Below are 18324 nucleotides of genomic sequence, written 5' to 3'. Positions count from 1 at the left end.
GGAGAACTATATCCGCGCGCGGGATTGGCATGATAAGAACTACGGCGGGGAAATCCATGTCTACATGGAATTCCTCCTGCAAGACAACAGCACCAGTTCAGAGGAGCGGTACAGCGTTAACCTCCTGGTGTCCAACGGCGAAGATCTGCAGTACTTTGACAAGCGCTGCCGATTCAAATACACTCACGGCGAGCAGATTACGGTCAATGACCCAGAGCAACTGCCCCTCACCAATCTCATCGATTTCTACGTCTACCTCATCCTCGGCGGCGAATTTGACAAGCGCGGCACCTTGGAGGGCACGCCCTTCTACGAGAAGGCGCGGGACATTGCCCAGCATGCCCGCTATGGCCTTGGCCGCTTCGTGGAAGGCTGGGACCTCCGCGAGAAGCTCATCAAACAGCTGCTGAGCGATGCCCACCGTCCCTTCCGAGAGATGGTCGACTACTACTTCTACGGCCTCTCACTGGTGGGCGAAGACGACACCCAGGCGCGCAAGTACTGCGCTGAGGCCGTGAACCTTCTGGTCAAGATCCTGACTGATGACCCCAAGAACGACCACGCCACCAAGTTTCTTGATGCCCACCGGCGGGAACTCATCGCCGTCTTTGCCAATACTCCGGATGCCGGAGTGCTGGAGCATCTGGCCAAGGTCGACTCTGCCACGGCAAAGATCTACAAAGTGGCTCCCGAATAGCCCAATCCCCGCTAAACGCGCACCGCATCCCCGAGCTCTGGGATTCGCACCTCGCACTGCACCATGGTGCGCAACGCCTCGGCTAGAGGCTCGGCCTGGGAAGGCTCGCCGTGCACGACAAACACGTGCTTTAGGCGCTCCACATTCATGGCGCGAAGGTAGGCCAGGAGCTCCTGGCGATCGGCATGGGCACTGAAGGCGTTCAAAATCGCCACCTCGGCGCGTAGACGATACGGCTCGCCGAAGATTTTCACCCATTCGTGCCGCTCCACAAGGCGTCGCCCCAACGTGTTTTCCGCCATGTAGCCCACGATGAGTATGGTGTTGGCCGGGTTCTCGATGTTGTTCACGAGGTGGTGCAAGATCCGGCCGCTCTCACACATGCCTGAGGCGGAGATGATGATGCAGGGCTCGTTGAGGGTGTTCAACTTCTTGGACTCTTGCACGTCGCGCACGTAGTGCAGCTGGTCAAACCCGAACGGGTCTTCGTGCTCCTGCATGAATTGGTAGGTTTCCCGGTCAAAGCACTCAGGGTGCATGCGGAAGATGGCCGTGGCGTTGGTCGACAGGGGGCTGTCCACGAACACCGGCAGGTCAGGGATTCTATGCTCTCGCCAGAGCTGATTGAGGTAGTAGACGACTTCCTGCGTCCTTTCTACAGAGAAGGCTGGGATAATAATTTTGCCCTGGCGCTCGTAGGTACGGTTGACGATGTCCGCGAGGCGCTGGGGTATCTCGGCGAGCTCCTCGTGTAGGCGGTTGCCGTAGGTGCTTTCGGTGATGAGGACATCGACATCGCGAATCTGTTGCGGATCGCGCAGCAGAGGCATGTTCGGCCGCCCCAAGTCCCCCGTGTACGCCAACCGCACCCGGCGGCCGTTCTCCGCAATATCCAAAAGAGTGATGGCCGAGCCGAGGATGTGCCCGGCATCCACGAAGCGCAACTGCACTCCCGGCGCGATGGCCGTGGGGCGGTCGTAGCTGAGGGAGACCATGTGGCCCAACACGGCAATGGCCTCTTCAGGGGTGTACAAGGGGCGCACTGGAGGGAGCCCCTTGCGCTTGTGCCGCTTGTTGACGTACTCGACGTCTTTTTCTTGAATGTGCGCCGAATCCGGTAGCATGATGCTGCACAGGTCGCGCGTGGCAGGGGTGCAGTAGATAGGCCCCTCGAAGCCTTGGGCAATCAGGCGAGGTAGATTGCCGCTATGGTCGATGTGGGCGTGCGACAAGACGACGCAATCCAGACTGGCTGGGTCAAACGGCAAGTGGCGGTTCTGGTGGTCCGCCTCCTCGCGGTGACCTTGCACCAGCCCACAATCGAGCAGGATAAGCTTATCATTGACCGAAAGTAGGTGCTTAGACCCAGTAACTGACCGCGCTGCTCCCAGGAATGCAATATCCACGACACACCTCCGCTTCACCTTTTTTGCTCTCCAACTTAGCTATTTTCTGCGGCATAGTCAAGCCTTTTTTTCTCTTGATAGTGTGCGGCGAATTTCCTAACATCCTTCACGGTGGGAGACCGTAACTCCATGGGCAAGATCGCAGCGGCAATAGACATCGGCACCAACTCGGTCCTCTTGCTCGTAGCTGAGGTTGCCGAAGGCGACATTCGCCGCGTGCTCGCTGAGGGCGAGTGCATCACGCGCCTGGGACGCGGCTTGCAGCATGCCGGCGCGCTCCAGCCGAGGGCGATTGAGGAGACGGTGACGGCTGTTTGCGGCTTCGTGACAAAGGCAAGGGAGATGGGTGCCGAAGAAATCCACCTTGTTGCTACCAGTGCGGCGCGCGAGGCGCCAAATGGCGCAGAGTTGGCAGCCGAGCTGGAGAGGAGCACAGGGTTGGCGCCGCGGGTCCTGTCTGGCGACGAGGAGGCGGAGCTCACGTTCCTCGGGGTGGCGAGCGGGCGTCCGCCGGGTGACAAACTTCTGCGCGTGGTGGACGTTGGCGGAGGGAGCACGGAGTTCATCCAGGGGCGTGGGAGGAGAATTTTGAGCAAGCGGAGCCTCAAGATTGGGCACGTGCGACTGACCGAGCGCTTCCTGGCTGATGACCCGCCGCGCTCCTGCCAAGTGGTGGCGCTCATGGAGTGTGTGCGGCAAGAGGTGCTTGAAGCCGGTATCGGCAGCCGTCAGGAGAGCGAAGAGCTGGTGGGCGTCGGCGGCACCATCACCACGTTAGCCGCCATCGACCAACGGCTCGGCTCCTACGAAGCCGCGCGCATCGAGGGGCATGTGCTGAGCATCGAGCGGGTGCAAACGCTGCGACAGCAGCTCCAGGAATTGCCGCAGAGCGCCCGAGCGCGGGTGGTTGGGCTGGCCCCAGCTCGCGCGCCGGTCATCGTCGCTGGCGCGGCCATCTTTGAGGCGGTGATGAGTGCGCTGGATTTTGCCGAGCTGCGGGTGAGCACGCGTGGATTGCGCCACGGCCTGTTGCTGGCCGAGAGCGGCTTGCCGGCGAGGGGCGCATAAGGGAATGGCGTGCCCCAGCACATAGGCTGAGCCACAGTTTTCTGAGTGCTAACCTCAGAATTCTGATGCATTGGCCGAGGAGAGAGGCGGAGCGAGGGCAGATTGGGCAGGAAGCCTGTCTAAGCCGGTGCTTTCGTGCCCGTGTGTCGGGAAAATAACGGCATTCGCTGCGACAAACAGCGCTCAAGCGAGATGCCGAGCGAAATAGATGCTCATGCCCCGCCTGCGGCTGCAGAGCACGATGGCACGGGGATTGCCAGGAGAGCAAGACAGGTGAAGCACGGCTTTGTGCGACAATCGATCCGCTTCCGGTTGGCGGCAGCGATGGTGGTGCTGATGGTGGCTGTGCTTGCGCTCGTCGGCGTGTTGCTCGAATGGCGCGTGCGCGACTTACTTGAGGCGGAGCTCGGTGAGAAACTGACGGTTGCCGCATCTGCCGCGGCTGCGCAGTTGGATGCAGAACTGGTACTCGCCCTGCGCCCCGGGGATGAGCAGACGCGGACCTACCGCCACCTGCGGGGGCAACTGGACGAGCTTCGCCGTGCCATGGGCATGGAACGGCTGTATGCCGTGGATGCTCACCTGGCCATTCTCGCCGGCGCAGACAGCTCCGTGTCCATAGGACAAAGATGGCGGCGCTTAGAGATGGACCGGGCGGAGATTAGCCGCGCCCTGACGGGCACACCGGCCAGCTCGGTGCTCTTCCGTGGCGTGGATGGTCGCCTGTACAAGTCGGCCTACGCGCCTCTGCGCCTGGGGGACAAACCGCGAGCGGTCGTGGCGGTGGAGGGCAGCGCGCAGAGCCTGCAGGCCATCGTGCGCCTGCGGTCTTACTTGCTGCGGTTGGGTGTAGTGGGAGCGCTCGTCGCTCTCCTGTTGGGAGTGGCTTTAGCTCGGCAGATCACCGGGCCGCTGGCGCGCTTGCGCAAGGCTGCCGAGACTATCGGCCGAGGCGATTACCAGGTGCCTGTTCCTCTGGGCGGGCATGACGAAATTGGGTTCTTGGCGCAGACCATGGAGGAGATGCGGCGCAACGTGGTGGAACGCGACACGCGCCTGAAGACGATGCTGGCCGGCATTGCTCACGAGTTGCGCAATCCCTTAGGCGGCATCGAGCTTTTTGCTGGCCTCTTGGCAGAGGAACTGCGTGGTGGCGAACAGGAGGCGCGAGCGGCCAGGATCGTCCGAGAGGTGCAGCACCTCAAGGCCATCGTCAACGACTTTCTCGACTATGCGCGGCCTCCGTCGCCGCAGAGGAGACCATGCCCCCTGGAAGAGATTCTCAACGAAGTGCGCAGCCTGCTCGCCGAGGAGCTCAGCGCCAAGGGGACGGACTTTACCTGGCACACGGACGGGCTGACGATCTTTGTCGATCCCCAGCATGCCCAGCAGATCTTCTTGAACCTGGCCCGTAACTCCGTGCAGGCTATGTTTGGCCCAGGAGTCATTCGGGTGACTGCCCGGACGGTGGGCCGGCAGGTGGAGGTGCTCTTCGCCGACACAGGGTGTGGCATTCCGCCGGATGCGCAGGGGCACCTGTTTGAGCCATTCTTCACCACCCGCAAGACCGGAACAGGCCTAGGACTGGCCATCGCCCGCAGCCTGTGCCAGGCAAACCAGGGGAGCATCGCCCTGCGGCACAGCGACAGCTCAGGCACCGTGTTCGTCCTGAGGTTCCCCAAAGCAGACGAGGGTGAAGCACAGTGAGTCGCATCTTGGTGGTCGAAGATAACCAGACCATGCGCGAAGGCATAGCCCAGGTGCTCGCCAAGATGGGGCATCAGGTCCTGGAAGCGGAGGACGGCCAGAAGGGGGTAGAAATGGCCTTGGCTCAGCCCTGTGACCTGGTGATTACCGATTACCGCCTGCCAGGACTGGACGGCATCGAAGTCCTGCGGCAGGTAAAGCGCCACGCCCCCGCGAGTGAGGTCATCGTCATTACGGCGTATGGCACGATTGGCCTGGCAGTGCAGGCGATGCAGGAGGGAGCGGCGGACTTTATCACCAAGCCCTTCTCCCACGAAGAGCTCCGGGTGAAGGTCGAGAAGACCTTGCAGCGCCTGGAAGAGCGACGCGAGCTGGAACGCGTTTCCGCCGAGAACCTCTACTTGCGCCAAGAGCTGGAGGGGCGGCTCAACTTCGGGGAGATCATTGGCGAGTCGGCGAAAATGAAAGAGGTATACGCCACGGTGGAGAAGGTCGCGCCTACCGACGCAACCGTGCTCATCTACGGTGAGAGCGGCACCGGCAAGGAGCTCATTGCGCGCGCCATTCACCGCGCCAGCCGGCGGCGGGACCGACCCTTCGTGCGCGTGCATTGCGGCGCCTTGGCAGAAGGAGTGCTGGAATCAGAGCTGTTCGGACACGAGCGCGGCGCCTTCACCGGGGCGCTGCGCCGCAAGCGAGGCCGTTTTGAGCTGGCGCACACCGGCTCTATCTTCTTGGATGAAGTGGGCGACATCCCCCAGGCAACGCAATTGAAACTGCTGCGCGTGCTGCAGGAGAAGGAGTTTGAACGCGTGGGCGGCGAGGAGACGCTCGCGGTGGACGTGCGCATCATCGCCGCCACCAATCGCGACCTGGCGCAGCTGGTGAGGGAGGGAAAATTCCGCGAAGACCTGTACTACCGGCTGCACATAGTTCCCATCTACCTGCCCCCACTGCGCGCGCGGCTGGAGGACGTCCCGGCTCTTGCCTGCCATTTCCTTGGCCGGCTGGCCAAAGAGCTGGGCAAACCTGGCCTCAGCTTGGACGAGGCGGCCATGGCGCAGCTGTGCCGCTATCATTGGCCAGGTAATGTGCGCGAATTGGAGAATGTCTTGGAGCGAGCGGCGGTGCTGGCCGAGAGGGACACGATTACCGTCGCCGACCTGCCGCCGCTCAGTGGGCCTGAGGGGGCCGTGGCGGAGCTAAATGCGGAGGGCGGCCTGGAGTTGGAGCCGGTGCTGGAGCGCATCGAGCGCACCTACCTGGAGCGAGCGCTGGCTATGGCCGGCGGGGTCAAGACCGAAGCGGCCCGGCTGCTGGGCCTGAAGCCCAGTGCCCTGTATTACAAGTTGGCCAAATACGGGCTGCTGCCCAAGAACCAGTGAAATGGACACGCGGGAGGACAAGTTGAAAGTCCATGTGCTTCACAAAATCTCCATGTTCCTCCTTGGCGCAGTGATAGCGTTTGGGGCTCTTGGAGGGGCTGCGGCGCTGGCGCAAACAAGGGCTGACAGCCTCGAGGCACTGGCCCGCCGCTACGAGCAGCGCCTGGTCATGGTCGACAAGGAGCGCGCGAAAGCGGCCGCCCGCTTTGACAAGGCGGCACAGAGAGTCAATCGCCTGAAGGCAGAGCCACAGAACTTTGTGCAGAGGTACCGCCTCGAGCGGGCGCTCAGGGAGCTCCAGGCTCTGGCAGAGGAAACCGAGAGCTTGGAGCGCCAGCAGCAGGAGCTGCAGGCCGCGCTCGACACGACGCTGGTTACCTTGTGGCGGCACTACGACGCAGAGGTCACCCGCTTGGCGGAAAGCTTAGAGGAGGGCGCCGGTCGTGTGTCCCATGCCGCGTGGCAAGAGAAGGTGCGGGCCTTGGCATTGCTCCGGCGCAAGCGCGCAGAAGTAGCCGGCCGCATTGCCGTGGTGCCTGCCGTGGTGGACAGTATCCCCCGCTGGGCGCTGAGCCCGGAGGACGACCATCGCCGCCTCGAGGACAAGGCGGCCCTGCTGCTCGACCGCGCGGCGCGACTGCGCCAAGAGGCGTCCAGTGCCGACAAACGGCTCAAACAGCTGCGCGAGGAAGTGACGCTCCGGGAGCGGCTCAATGAGCTGGTGAGCGAAGTGGCACTCTTCGATCAACGCGATGAGACGGCAAGGCCCATGGCCCAAGGTGGCAGCAGAGCCGCGCTTGAGACGGGGCCTGGCCGTGGAGCGACCGATTACGCGGCCGCAGGCGCTGCAAGCAGCTCAGGGGTGGTGGCCCCTGCAGGCAGACTGTGGTCCACAGATCCTTCGCAGCTGTCCACGGCTGAGGCAAGGATCTTTATGCGGGAGCTGGAGGCACAGAAGGGACACCTGCTGGCCTTAGCAGACACGCTTGCCGCCCGCGCGCACGAGTTGACCAAGAGAGCCGAGGCGCTGCGCGCCCAGCGAGCCCCATCCCCCCGATGAACCTACACCGCCTGTGCATCGCGCTGCTCATCGGTTGCGCGGCTGGCGTGAACTTGGCACAACAGCCGTTGTGGCTGAGCAGTACCAGGTTGCAACTTGCGCTGGAGGAGGACAACAATATCAAAGAGTCGCCCGCGCAGCCGCAGGGGGCGCCGTCGTTGCGCCTTCTGCTCGATTGCCGTGCCCAAGGGCAGGGCCGGAGGATGGCAGGGGATTTTTCCCTGGAGTTGGGGTACCAGGGGTACTGGCAGCACCCCGAAGAAAACAAGGCCGTGGGCGAGCTGACGGCAGGCGGTAGCTGGTTCGCCGGCCAGCGCTGGTCGTTGGGCGGGCGTGGCTCGCTCAGGCTCAAGACTTTTCTCAACGGCGGCCTGACCTACCTGGTTTCCACGTTGACGGGGTATGCAAAGACACGGCTTCCGCTCGAAACCTCTCTGACCGCCTCCCTTTCTTGCGAATCCTTGGACTACAGCGGCTCCTCCGAGTACGACTCGCAGGGCTGGGGTGCCGAGCTTGTGCTCAGCCGGCCGCTCGCTGAGTGGCTGAGAGTAGCCGCGACGATGAGTGAGCACCAGTGGTCCCTGGACAGGCCGGCCTACAGCTATGATCGGGCTACGGACCGATGGAGCGCACTCCCCGACCGGCAGCGAGATCGCTGCATTCAGGGCGGCGCACGCCTCGAGGTGCACCGCAAGGGACAGTGGGCCGTTGCCTACCTCTTGGAACGCACCAGCTCCAACTCCTACGGCTACGGTTTCTTGCGGCACAAGGTGTCGTTCTTGGGGGGCGTACGCCTGCCCGAGGCCCTGCTTCTCCGTCTCTATGGCGTGCTGCAGCGGAAACGCTATGCCGAGGAGGTGAGGCCCGTGGTGCCAATGGGCCTGGACACGGAGCGGGAGCAGAGCAACGTGCTAATCGTTGACCTCTCCCGGCCTCTGTCAGACCGCATGACAGCGATTTTGCGGCTCGCCTGGTACGACAACGAGTCACTCGTGCGAGGCTGGTACTACAGGAAGTCGACCGCGAGTCTCTCGCTTGAGCGGCGCTTCTGAGCTTCGTCGAGTGGTGACCTCGCTCCGGCGGCGGACTTGCACCAGCTGGGGTGCACTCCAGGTGGAAAATGATGGCTGTCCCGTGCCCGCGCTTTCAGCTTGATTTTCTCGGCCCAGTTGTGTATTTTGGCACTGTAGCGAGGGGGAGCGGGAGCGAGTGTCGAGCTTCGCCAGGATAGTCGGGCAAAATGGAGACATGAGTCATGCTTTTTTCTTCCACTCGCGCATACGATGGACGCGACTTGGGGCGCTCGTTGACGTCCTGGGTGTATCAACCAGCAGCCAAGCAGAAGGCGCTGACCTTGGCCCTCGGGATAGTGGTGGCACTGCTCCTCATGGGCATCGCCTACGGCGGTCACTTTCTCCCTTGGCTGCGGCGGCTCGGTGGCACGATGCAGACGATCGTGCTTCTCTTGCTCCCGGCGATTTTTGCCTACCTGGCGCGTGCGCGACGCAATCGGGTTTTCACCCTCTTCGAGCAGGGGGTGTTGGTGCAGCTTTCTGAGGGTAAATCCAATGAGAGGGGAGCGTACGCCCTCTGGCGGCAGTTTGGCGGATGCGCGTACGACGAGAACGGTGTGCGCCTGGTACCTCGGCAGGCTCTGCGCCGGGCTCTTTACCTCCCGGCGCGCGCCAACCGGATGGAGGTCTATTCCATCTGCAGAGAGAGAATTGACGCGTTCCGTTTTGGGGGCCCGACTGCCGGGGGCCAGCCCGCAGCGGGAGCCAGAAAGTCTGGGCGGTAGGAGCAAGGAGGCCATGGGGATGCAGCGCTGAGCTAGGGAGGAGAACGAAGCGGGGGCTATCTGGCCGAGGGTGGGCACCTCGGTCTGCGAGGGGTGGCCAACATGTCGCCGAGGGTACGGGAGCGTGCTAACTGCGTCAGGTCGGTGCCAGGTGAACTCAAGGGCCACTGCATTTACAACGGCTTGAAAAGGGCTGAGCATCCATGGACTTGAGGATTCTGAAGACAATATGTTGCCCCGGGTGCAAGGGAGCACTGTCGGCGGTACCATTTAACGATAGGGTTCTGCCTTTGCGGACCGATCGCGGCGACCACGTCGGGGAATCCGGCGCGTTCAGGCGCGGAGACGTGCTGGAGAATGGCGCGCTTCTGTGCGAGGCCTGCAAGGCGTGGTTCCCGGTCTATTTCTTTGTTCCTGTGCTTTTGCTTTTTCGTACTCGCTTCCACGATGCTTTCTGCAGGCAATTTGCCGAACAGATGGAGCGGCTCCAGGGTTACAGCCCACCCGCGCACCTGCCCCGTCCCGGGGAGCGCCACATCCAGGATGCCTTCACCGCGGAGTGGCAATTGGCAGACATCGGTCGCGACAGCCTTTCCTTTACCTACACGCTGGACGACTTGGTCGCGCTGAATCGCGAGGTGTGGTTGAAAGATATCAGCCCCTTGGAGGCGATGCACATCGTGTTGGACGCCGGCTGCGGTGTGGGCATGGAAGCATTAGCCCTGCGGCGACTTCTGAAACGCGCCGAGGTCTTCGCTGTCGACCTGAACTTTGCCTTGCTGAAAAGTGGGCCGGCTTTTGTCACCGAGAATCAGATCCACCTGCTGGTAGCTTCGCTCTTTGACCTCCCTTTCCGGGAAGGCTCCTTTGACCTGGTGTATTGTCAGGGCGTCCTCCACCATACGTTTTCAACCAGAGCGGCCTTCGACTCCATCTCGAGGTACGTGCGCAACGGCGGCTACCTCTTCGTGTGGGTTTATGGCCTCGAGGACCATCTGGTGCCCAAGGGAAAACGGGGATGCCTTGCTCGGGTGAAGCACCACGCGGAGCGCCTTCTGCGGCCGGTCATAAGTCGACTTCCTGGCTGGTGCAGGCTGGCGTTGCTGTTTGCGCTCGCGTGGGCGGTCCACCCGGTCTTCCGCAAGCGGATGCGCCATAAGGAAGCATGGACCCTGCGACACACCAGACACAGCCTCCACGATTGGCTGTCGCCCCGTTACGCCCACCGCCACGGCTACAACGAAGCGGTGGAATGGTTTGAGGAGGCGGGGTACGAGCTCATCGGCGTGCAGTCCCCGGCAGCATACCGCCGGCTCTTCGGCAGGAGGCTGTTCGGTGTGGGCCTGGTTGGAAAAAGGGAAATAGCCTGATCCGCAGGCAAAGGGCTCCGTCTGCCCACTGCCGCGAACAATGCCGCAGGCGAAATGCAAGAGAGGCGGCGGGGCATCTCCTGGAGCCGATTGCGTTCGCAGGGGGAGAGCGCTCCGTTCGAGAGGTTGCGCGATGGCTCAGACATGCGGTCTGTTGGAAGTGGACTTTGACGCCATTGCCTGCGCTGCGGTGGGGTTGTTGGTCATCAATCTGCTCGCCAATCTGTGGGCACTGCACCGTGCCGCGCCGCCGTGCGCAGGGGGCCTTCTGCCCTCCGTTTCTGTGCTGATTCCGGCCCGCAATGAGGCGCGAAATATCAGGCGCTGTCTGGAATCGATCCTGGCCCAGGATTACCCTGCGCTCGAAGTGCTGGTGCTGGATGACGGCTCAACCGATGGCACAGCCGCCATTGTCGAGGCGGTGGCTGCCACAGACAAGAGAGTCAGACCGATCCGTGGCCTGCCTCTGCCGCAAGGATGGACGGGCAAGAACTTTGCGTGCCATCTGTTGGCCAGGGAGGCGCGCGGAGAGTGGTTGCTGTTCACCGACGCCGACACGGAACATCAACCCAGCAGCCTGAAGTGGAGCGTGCAGACCGCCCAGCAGAACGGTTCTGACCTGCTCACCATCATTCCTCATACGGTCATGCATAGCTTCGGCGAGGCGCTGCTTCTCCCCATCATCCCCTTTGGGCTTGTGGCGCTCCTTCCCCTAGCGCTGGGGGAGCGCCTGAGGCTGAGCGGTTTGGCAATGGCCGTGGGCCCATTCATGCTCTTCCGCCGCACAGCGTATGAGCGCGTGGGCGGGCACCGCGCGGTGCGCGGTGAAGTGGCAGAGGATGTCATGCTAGCGCGCCGGGTGCGCCAGACCGGTGGCCGAATCACCGTGGCCAACGGTTCCGACTTTGTTAATGTGCACTTCTATCGAGGATTTCGCGAATCTTGGCGCGGTCTGGCCAAGAGCGCATTCCCCGCACTGCGCTATCGATTGTGGCTGAGCATCGCGGTGACGGGGTGTTTTGCCCTCTTGTTCCTGAGGCCAGTCGCGCTTGTGCTGCATTGGTTGTGGCAAGGAGAGACGCACCAGGAAGCAGCAATGCCTACTATCATTCAGCTGGTGGTCAACTGTGCCCTCTGGTACACCGTCGCCGCGCGCTTCCGCCTGCCTCGAAGGGTGGCTCTCCTCTACCCTGTAACCGTCCTCCTGGCCACCTTCATGATGGCTCACTCCGTGTGGCACTGTCTGCGCGCGGGGGTTGCCTGGAAAGGAAGAGTATACCGGGTGCGCTGCGGCAGTACGGAGCATTGAGCCGCCCGCGGAGGCGAAGCTCACGAGAGCTACGCGAAAGGGCAGCTCAGAGGCAGGAGCCGTATGTGATCGAGGTGTTTTCCCTGGCCAGCTGCAAGCCAACTCGACAGAGCGTGCAGCCCAACAAAGACGGCCTGGGACTCGGCCGTGTCATCGGCATCATGCTCGGGTGAATCGCCTAATCGCACAGTGGGTGCATATCGGCTCTCGGTGTGGTCGGTCAAGCAGCCGGACCAGCCAATGCCACGGAGCTGCCGACCATCACTCTACAGTGGTCGTCAGGGGCTTGGGATGGGCTTCACCGAGCAAGCATGAAAGGCCTCCAGTTGCGAGTCGGCTGTGACCAGACGCCGAAAGGCGCCTCGTGGAATGCTCCCGTGGACCCAGGTTGCTGGCACTATGCTTATGAGCCAACCCCGGACAATCAGGACCACTACGGCCACATGAGCGCGCTCCTAGGTTAAGAGACGTTGGAGGCGCCGGCGAGAGGGATGGGCTGCGACCTGCCAGCTCATCTATCTCCCCCGAGAAAAGTTCACGGGGCCCCTGACTTCTCAATACTGACCTACGGCGAGCCATTCCGTGCCGGACTGGGCAGGCCGTGGTCCGGGGGGAGGGTGGTAGAGCAGCTCCGTGCCAGGGATTTCATAGCCTTCGATGCACCCTTTCGCCCAATGTAAGGCGGCCTCGGGGCGGGGCCCGCCTACTGGCTAGTGGGCCTCTTCCACATGCGGGGCACAAAGGTCGTGAGCGAACTGGCCTGCAATGAGCGCACACGGACCGACTATGGACCACCTTGTTGTGTGGGGAAATCCAAACAACCGAGGCAGGTTCGGGCGGGCCATCCTGATCGGCGACTACAAGGGGGCGCCCGCCGGGTCAAGGAAGCGCGGCCGCCTCCCTGGGGCGGCCTGAGGGTGCGAGATGGTTACAAGAAGCCGAGCCCGCAGACCTTTTTTGTCGAGCAGGGTCTTCTCCCCTCGAGGCTTGCCCGCCAGAGGGGAGGTTCCTGAGCTTCTCCGGGAAAATGGACCCTCAGCCGCCGCGGGCAGATTCCGAGGAACATCCCTCAAGGCGGGGGTGTTGATTTGCCAGCGGAAAGTCGGGTTTGAGGCCGCGAAAGGGGCAATAGGCAGCGCACGTTTGGTGAGGAGGGCTGAACATGTCACGGCAACTCTCGGGAATTAAGTGGGGTTGGGTGCTGCTGGGGGCAGTCATCGCCGTGGGAATTGCCATTTTCGGCGTGTTTGCCGCGGTCACGGGGTATGCCTTTCACTTGGCGTTCCAAGTCAGGGGAGCGCCGGACCAGCAGATGATCAACCAGTTCGCCGCCAGGACGTCTCCTGTGCTGGCTTCCGTCTTGATGGGCATTGGCGCGCTCCTCGGGGGCCTTCTTGCGGCGCGCAAAGGGAGACCAGCCGCAGTGAAAAATGGCGTGGCCGTTGGCGTTCTGACCGCCCTCGTTGGGCTGATCAGCGATCTGTTGATGGGTCCGGACCTGTGGACGGCGGTAGCGATTGCTTTGGCAGTGGGCGGAGGATGGGTCGCAGGGCAGCTCGGCCGCGGTCGGGCTTGAACTTGCGGGTACCGTTCGCGCGTCCTCGGCTCGCTCTCGGACGCGCTGCACGCGGAGGTGGGCGGCCACCGGGCCGTGCGTTCGGTGACTGGCGTTGGACGCTTCGAGATGTGCCCAGACATGAGGAGTACCGCCATGCGCAAAATTGACCTAAAAAGAGAGCTCGCGCACCTGTACAATCCCTCGCCGCACAAAGTGGCCATCGTCGATGTCCCTCCGCTCAACTTCTTGATGATTGATGGCGCCGGCGACCCCAACCTCTCGCCTGCATACCACCAGGCCATCGAAGCGCTCTTCTCACTCTCCTACACCCTTAAGTTCATGGCCAAAAAAGGCAAAGGTGTTGACTACGGGGTGATGCCCTTGGAAGGCCTGTGGTGGACAGACGATCCCACCCAGTGGAGCAATAAGAGTCTTTGGCAGTGGACGGCGATGATCATGCAGCCAGAATGGGTCACCCCCGACATGGTGGCCGAAGCACTCCGCGTAGTCAAGGAAAAGAAAGGCCTGACCGCCTTGGACCAGGTGCGGTTCGAGTGCTATCATGAGGGTTTGGCTGCCCAGATCATGCACCTTGGCCCGTACGATGCAGAAGGGCCGACGATAGCTAAGCTGCATGACTTTATCAGAGAAAGCGGCCATGAGCTGCGGGGGAAACATCACGAAATCTACCTCAGTGACCCGCAAAGGAGCGCGCCGGAGAGGCTGAAGACGGTGCTGCGCCAACCCATGGGCGGGCCTCTCAGGACATGAGGCGCAGGCGTTTCGCCATGAAGCCAGGATCGTCTTTGGTACAGAGACGGCGCCGGTTGCCCCGCGAGGTAGGCGCAAAGGTACAGCGTGATCAACTCAAGACCGGCCAACCAGCCATATCGTTGCTGAGGAGATGAACCTATGCGAGTGCTTGTGGCGTACGGGAGCAAGTACGGGGCGACCAAAGAGATCGCCGAGAGGGTCGGGCAGGTGTTACGGGAGGCTGGGGTGCAGGCCGACGTGCGCGCGGCAGGTGAGGCTGGCGACTTGAGCTCCTACGGCGCGGCGGTCATCGGCAGCGCCGTCTACGCTGGACAGTGGCGCAAGGAGGCCGGTGCCTTGCTGCAGAAGCACGAGCGTGAGCTCAGCGCACTGCCGGTCTGGATCTTTTCCAGTGGCCCCTTAGGCAGAGGCGATGCAGTAACCCTCCTGCGCGGCTGGCGCATCCCCAAGGCGTTGGAGGCGGCCGTGCAGCGCCTGGCGCCGCGGGATATCGCCGTCTTTCGCGGCGCCCTGGATGCCAGCAAGCTCAACCGGTTTGAGCGCCTCATCCTCCGCCTCATGAAGGCGCAGGTCGGCGATTTTCGCGACTGGGACGCAATCGAAGCGTGGGCCAGGGGCATAGCCGCAACGCTCAAAGAAAAGTAGCACGCCTTCGGGCCTCGGCACAATGGCCTGGGGCGCCTTGGCCCTCTGCGAGAGCTGGGCCCCCAGGACAGGCTGCCCCCGGCCGTGCAGGGTGTGTTCTCTGCAAGTCCGCCGCGCAGGTGAAAGCGCGCTGGGGCCACGAACAGGCCCCAGCGCCCGAAAAGCACATCACCAGTTGGCGATGAGAATCTCCTCCAATTCGCCGCGATGTTTGGCCGGATTGAGGTGGCACTCCATGATGCGTTCGTGCGGCAGCCTCGCCACGCGCTCCTTCATCTTCTCCAACGCCTTGATGTTGAGCTCTACCGCCTTGTGTACCGGCATGTTCTCCGGGTTGATGTCGATGCCAAAGTAGCCGTTGTAGCCGATGGCCCAGAGGGCGTACAGCAGCGCCTCAGTCTCGTGTGGATTGACCACGCCGATGTTGTTGTCCTGGTCGTAGTTGCCGTCGGGCTGGCTGTTCCAGTGGGTGTGCGCCAAACGCCCCTCCATGGCCACCAGCGAGTAGGCGGCAGGCAGGATCTCGAAGCTCATCTTCACATGCCCCACCTCGGGATTGAGGCCGACCAGGGCGTGCCCCTGCTCCAGCAGCCGGCGATTCTCCGGGTTGCGCAGCTTCTTCTCGATGCGTTGTGCGGCAAGGATGCCTTCAGCAGTGGTGCGATAGATGTTGTTGGGTGCGGGCTCGTAGCCCTTTGGCTCGATGGCCACGCGCACGCCAGGCACCTCGTCCATGGCCTCGGCGAGGGTTGTCTCAAAGAGGTCCCACATGCGCATGAAGGGCGTGCCGTGCAGGTAGCGATAGCCATCCATGCCGGGCCACGAGATGGCCAGGTCTGCGCCGAGCTCCTTAACGAGCTTCAGGCCGCCCACAGCGATCTCTTTCGCCCGCTTGCGCACGGCCGGATCCGGATTGGACATGCTGCCGAATTCAAAGATCTTGTCGTAGAAGTGGGAGAATGGCACCCCTACCAAGCGAATGCCGGTCTCTTTGGCTAATTTCTGGTAGAGATGCGCGTTTTCCTCGTTGACCTCCGCCGGATAGTGCGCCTCAATCCCCTTCACCCCCAGTTTGGCCATCTCTGCAGCCATCTCGATGCGCTGGGGAATGGAAGCCTCCGGCACAAATCGCTCGTGAAAGCGGCCACCCCCCGGCGTGAAGTACCAAATGCCGACCGAGGGCTTGATCTCCAAATCCTGCGCCAGGTTGGCGAGCATTACTTGGGGATCGACCGCCTTCCGCTGAAAGCGGATATCGGGTAGACGATAGCTCATCTCACGCTTCTCCTTTTCACCTGCTCCTCTGCGAACGAACGCGGCTCACGCCGCCATATGCGGTTGTTCACACCATACTGTTCGGCCCAATTGCCTCTAAGCAGTTCGTTGCTTAGAACACAAAAAGGAAGCCCTGCGCCGAGCACAGCGCAGAAACGGGGGTTCTCGTGCCGCGCCCGCGTTGAAGGGCGCGGCACGTCGAGGCCCCTGTCCTCATTGCGAGGAGGGGCGATGCCTCCTTGTGGCTCCGTGGGCAACGTGCGCGCATTGCGCAGGCTGTGCCGCCCAGGGCCATGTGCACGGGAGTCGCCTGTCCGCGTGCACCTCAGCTACCGCGCTACCACCTCCAGGGTCGAGCGCACGCGTATGTCCTCGGACGAACTGCCGACCATCACCTCAAAGGTGCCAGGCTCCACTACCTCCTTCAGCTGCCGATCGAGCATCGAAAGCTCTGCTGGGCCCAGGCGGAAGGTGACGGTCGTCTTCTCGCCCGGTTTGAGCGTGATGCGGCGGAAGCCTTTCAGCTCTTTCACCGGCCGGGCTACGCTGCCCACCACGTCGTGAATGTAGAGTTGCACCACCTCGTCGCCGGCGCGGCTGCCCACGTTCTGCACGTCAACGCTAACGGTGGCCGTGCCAGTTGGATCGATGGCCTGCGGGGTGATGCGCAGGTCGCTGTAGGCGAAGGTGGTGTAGCTGAGCCCGTGGCCGAAGGGGAAGAGCGGCTTCCCTGTCAGGTCCACATAGTCCCAGCCGCGCCCGGTGGGCTTGGGATTGTAGTAGAGAGGCAGTTGCGCCGCAGATACCGGGAAGGTGATGGGCAATTTGCCGCCGGGGTTGATGTCGCCCCACAGCATCTCTGCCACCGCTGTGCCGCCTTCCTCGCCCGCGTACCACGCCTGGACCACTGCGGGCACCTGGTCCAGCCAGTTGCGCATGGTCACTGCGCTCCCCGTTTGCAGCACCACCACCGTGGGTGTGCCTGTGGCAGCCACCGCCTTGATGAGCCTCTCCTGCTCCGCGGAGAGGTCGAGACTCGCGCGATCGCGGCCTTCCCCTTCAACTACGCCCACCACCACGATTGCCACTTCTGCCTGTTTGGCAGCGGCCACCGCCTCCTCCAGCGGTTTGTTCTCCTCTGGCTGCAGGTCCCAGCCCAGGCTGGCGAACGCATAACCCAGGTTCTCGTAGTACTCGATCTTCAGGTCGTATGCCCGCCCCTTTTCCAAGGTGACGGTGACAATGTCTGTGGTGACGCTGCGGTCAACCCACATGTCCACGAGAAGCTTGCCGTCCAGGTAGAGGCGCACGCCATCGTCGGTGGAGATGCCGAGACGAACTGGACCGCTCACCGGCGAGATGAGCTTGCCGGTCCATCGGGCAGAAAAGCAGTCGGTGGGCATCGAGGGGTCGGGGCCGTCGCCTGCCCAGTCGAAGTGCAGCACCGGATCGATGCGCACCAGAGCCGGTTTGCCCGCCAAATCCTTGTTGGCAAAGTATTCACCGCGCAGCCCTTTTTCCCCCGGCTTGCCGCCTGCGGGAATGAGGTACTCGCTGGGGATCGCCGGCAACACTGGATGGGTGAGCACACACCCTTGGGCGTAGAGCACGCGGACGTCGGGTCGCACCTTCTTCATTCCTTCCAGAACTGAAACGGTCTTCATCCCATAGCCGCTATAGCCGCCCAGCTTCACCTCATTTGCTAAGGGACCGATGACTGCCACGGTCTTGGTCTCTTTCTTGAGCGGCAATACCTCCCCCTCGTTGCGCAGCAAGACGATCGCCTTGCGCGCCGCCTCCAAGGCCAAGGCGCGATGTTCGGCGCAGTCGTTCACCCGGGCTGCCTCTTTGGGATCAGCAAAGGGGTTCTCGAACAAGCCGAGTTTGAACTTGGCCCGCAACACGCGCCGGACCGCCTCGTTGAGCGTCTCTTCCGAAACCAACCCCTCGCGCACCGCCTGCAGCAACGGCTCGCCGTAGATGTAGACGTTGGGCAACTCGACGTCAAGCCCGGCGTTGAGCGCTTGCGCAGCGGCCTCTTTTTCGTTGGCCGCCGTGTGGTGCATGTCGAGGATCCCGGCCACGGAGCCATAGTCGGATACCACAAATCCGGTAAAGCCCCACTCATTGCGCAGCACCTGGGTAAGGAGCCAGTGGTTTGCTGAGCACGGGGTGCCATCGTAGGAGTTGTACGCGGCCATCACCGAGGTGGCCCCTCCCTCCTGGAAACAGGCCTTGAAGCCTGGGAAGTAGATCTCCCGCATCAGCCGCT

At 62.7% G+C, this 18324-nt stretch carries 15 protein-coding genes; 12 read left to right on the top strand and 3 right to left on the bottom strand.

Going from position 1 to position 18324, the window contains the following annotated elements; all coding sequences use genetic code 11:
* Nucleotides 1-697, top strand: a 697-nt coding sequence (locus tag H5U38_10575) for a DUF4835 family protein (GenBank protein MBC7187468.1), incomplete at its 5' end; no start/stop codon positions are given.
* Between the two features lie 11 nt (nt 698-708).
* Here the strand turns inward: H5U38_10575 and H5U38_10570 are convergent.
* The gene (locus tag H5U38_10570; GenBank protein ID MBC7187467.1) at nt 709-2103 is read right to left on the bottom strand and encodes an MBL fold metallo-hydrolase; all 1395 of its coding nucleotides are present in this window, start codon (nt 2101-2103) and stop codon (nt 709-711) included.
* 129 nt (nt 2104-2232) lie between these two features.
* On the opposite strand from H5U38_10570, the gene H5U38_10565 reads away from it, so the two are divergent.
* The 11 genes from H5U38_10565 to H5U38_10515 all read left to right on the top strand — a co-directional run bounded on the left by H5U38_10565 (nt 2233) and on the right by H5U38_10515 (nt 14777).
* Nucleotides 2233-3171, top strand: a complete 939-nt coding sequence (locus H5U38_10565; GenBank protein MBC7187466.1) for a Ppx/GppA family phosphatase — start codon at nt 2233-2235, stop codon at nt 3169-3171.
* A 273-nt stretch (nt 3172-3444) separates the two neighbouring features.
* Nucleotides 3445-4878 (top strand): HAMP domain-containing histidine kinase, encoded by a 1434-nt coding sequence (locus H5U38_10560; GenBank protein ID MBC7187465.1) that lies wholly within the window; start codon nt 3445-3447, stop codon nt 4876-4878.
* Entirely contained in the window at nt 4875-6263 is a 1389-nt protein-coding gene (locus H5U38_10555; protein ID MBC7187464.1) for a sigma-54-dependent Fis family transcriptional regulator, read from the top strand. The genes H5U38_10560 and H5U38_10555 overlap by 4 nt, the downstream gene beginning before the upstream one ends.
* Nucleotides 6264-6285: 22 nt before the next feature.
* The gene (locus H5U38_10550) at nt 6286-7323 is read left to right on the top strand and encodes a hypothetical protein (GenBank protein MBC7187463.1); all 1038 of its coding nucleotides are present in this window, start codon (nt 6286-6288) and stop codon (nt 7321-7323) included.
* Entirely contained in the window at nt 7320-8375 is a 1056-nt protein-coding gene (locus tag H5U38_10545) for a hypothetical protein (protein ID MBC7187462.1), read from the top strand. The genes H5U38_10550 and H5U38_10545 overlap by 4 nt, the downstream gene beginning before the upstream one ends.
* Nucleotides 8376-8578: 203 nt before the next feature.
* The gene (locus H5U38_10540; protein ID MBC7187461.1) at nt 8579-9121 is read left to right on the top strand and encodes a hypothetical protein; all 543 of its coding nucleotides are present in this window, start codon (nt 8579-8581) and stop codon (nt 9119-9121) included.
* A 203-nt stretch (nt 9122-9324) separates the two neighbouring features.
* Nucleotides 9325-10491, top strand: coding sequence for a methyltransferase domain-containing protein (locus H5U38_10535; protein ID MBC7187460.1), 1167 nt, complete (start codon nt 9325-9327; stop codon nt 10489-10491).
* 133 nt (nt 10492-10624) lie between these two features.
* The gene (locus tag H5U38_10530) at nt 10625-11800 is read left to right on the top strand and encodes a glycosyltransferase (GenBank protein MBC7187459.1); all 1176 of its coding nucleotides are present in this window, start codon (nt 10625-10627) and stop codon (nt 11798-11800) included.
* Between the two features lie 1162 nt (nt 11801-12962).
* The gene (locus tag H5U38_10525; protein MBC7187458.1) at nt 12963-13376 is read left to right on the top strand and encodes a hypothetical protein; all 414 of its coding nucleotides are present in this window, start codon (nt 12963-12965) and stop codon (nt 13374-13376) included.
* A gap of 135 nt (nt 13377-13511) precedes the next feature.
* Complete coding sequence (locus tag H5U38_10520; protein MBC7187457.1) at nt 13512-14129, top strand: GyrI-like domain-containing protein; 618 nt, start codon at nt 13512-13514, stop codon at nt 14127-14129.
* 141 nt (nt 14130-14270) lie between these two features.
* Nucleotides 14271-14777, top strand: coding sequence for a flavodoxin domain-containing protein (locus H5U38_10515; GenBank protein ID MBC7187456.1), 507 nt, complete (start codon nt 14271-14273; stop codon nt 14775-14777).
* A 168-nt stretch (nt 14778-14945) separates the two neighbouring features.
* Here the strand turns inward: H5U38_10515 and H5U38_10510 are convergent, their stop codons facing one another.
* The gene (locus H5U38_10510; protein ID MBC7187455.1) at nt 14946-16052 is read right to left on the bottom strand and encodes a TIM barrel protein; all 1107 of its coding nucleotides are present in this window, start codon (nt 16050-16052) and stop codon (nt 14946-14948) included.
* Nucleotides 16053-16381: 329 nt separating this feature from the next.
* A partial coding sequence (locus tag H5U38_10505; protein ID MBC7187454.1) for a glycoside hydrolase family 3 C-terminal domain-containing protein occupies nt 16382-18324 on the bottom strand: 1943 nt, incomplete at its 5' end.

This window comes from Calditrichota bacterium, from assembly GCA_014359355.1.
Classification (GTDB): domain Bacteria; phylum Zhuqueibacterota; class Zhuqueibacteria; order JANLFK01; family Oleimicrobiaceae; genus Oleimicrobium.
Note: the sequence above shows the minus strand (reverse complement) of the source record. Positions and strands in the feature narration are given on the sequence as shown.